Raw genomic sequence first — 1,026 nt, 5'->3', positions numbered from 1 at the left:
GCCACCGCGACGATCACGTCGGCGACCTGGCCGCCCTCGCACATCGCCGCCATCGTCTGCAGATTGGTGAACGACGGGTCCCGGAAGTGCACCCGGTACGGGCGCGTCCCGCCGTCGCTGACCACGTGCACGCCCAGCTCGCCCTTGGGCGACTCGACCGCCGCGTACGCCTGGCCGACCGGGACCCGGAAACCCTCGGTGACCAGCTTGAAGTGGTGGATCAGGGCTTCCATCGAGGTGCCCATGATCTTGCGGATGTGGTCGAGCGAATTGCCCATCCCGTCCGGGCCGACGGCCAGTTGGGCCGGCCAGGCGATCTTCTTGTCGGCCACCATGACCGGGCCCGGGCGCAGCCGGTCCAGGCACTGCTCGACGATCCGCAGGGACTGCTTCATCTCCTCCAGGCGGATCAGGAACCGGCCGTAGGAGTCGGCGGTGTCGGCGACCGCGACCTCGAAGTCGTAGTCCTGGTAGCCGCAGTACGGATCGGTCTTGCGCAGGTCGTGCGGCAGGCCGGTGGCGCGCAGGATCGGGCCGGTGGCGCCCAGGGCCAGGCAGCCGGCCAGGTCCAGGAAGCCGACGTCGACCAGCCGGGCCTTGAACACCGGGTTGCCGGTGGCGAGTTTGTCGTACTCGTGCATCCGGGAGCGGAAGGTGCGGACCGCCTCGCGGATCTGGTCGACGGCGCCGGGAGGCAGGTCCTGGGCCAGGCCGCCGGGGCGGACGTACGCGTGGTTCATGCGCAGGCCGGTGACCAGCTCGAAGACGTCCAGGATCAGCTCGCGGTCCCGGAAGCCGTAGATCATCAGGGTGGTGGAGCCGATCTCCATGCCGCCGGTGGCCAGGCAGACCAGGTGCGAGGCGATCCGGTTGAGCTCCATCATCATCACCCGGATGACGCCGGCCCGGTCCGGGACGTCGTCGGTGATGCCGAGCAGCTTCTCGACCGCCAGGCAGTAGGCGGTCTCGTTGAACAGCGGGGTCAGGTAGTCCATCCGGGTCACGAAGGTGGTGCCCTGGACCCAG

General features: G+C 69.3%; 1 protein-coding gene. It reads right to left on the bottom strand.

Going from position 1 to position 1,026, the window contains the following annotated elements; all coding sequences use genetic code 11:
• On the bottom strand, positions 1-1,026 hold a 1,026-nt coding region (locus tag ACIQWA_RS40970; protein ID WP_402492296.1), incomplete at both ends, for an NADH-quinone oxidoreductase subunit D.

This window comes from Kitasatospora sp. NPDC098652 (assembly GCF_044760155.1).
GTDB lineage: Bacteria > Actinomycetota > Actinomycetes > Streptomycetales > Streptomycetaceae > Kitasatospora.
Note: the sequence above shows the minus strand (reverse complement) of the source record. Positions and strands in the feature narration are given on the sequence as shown.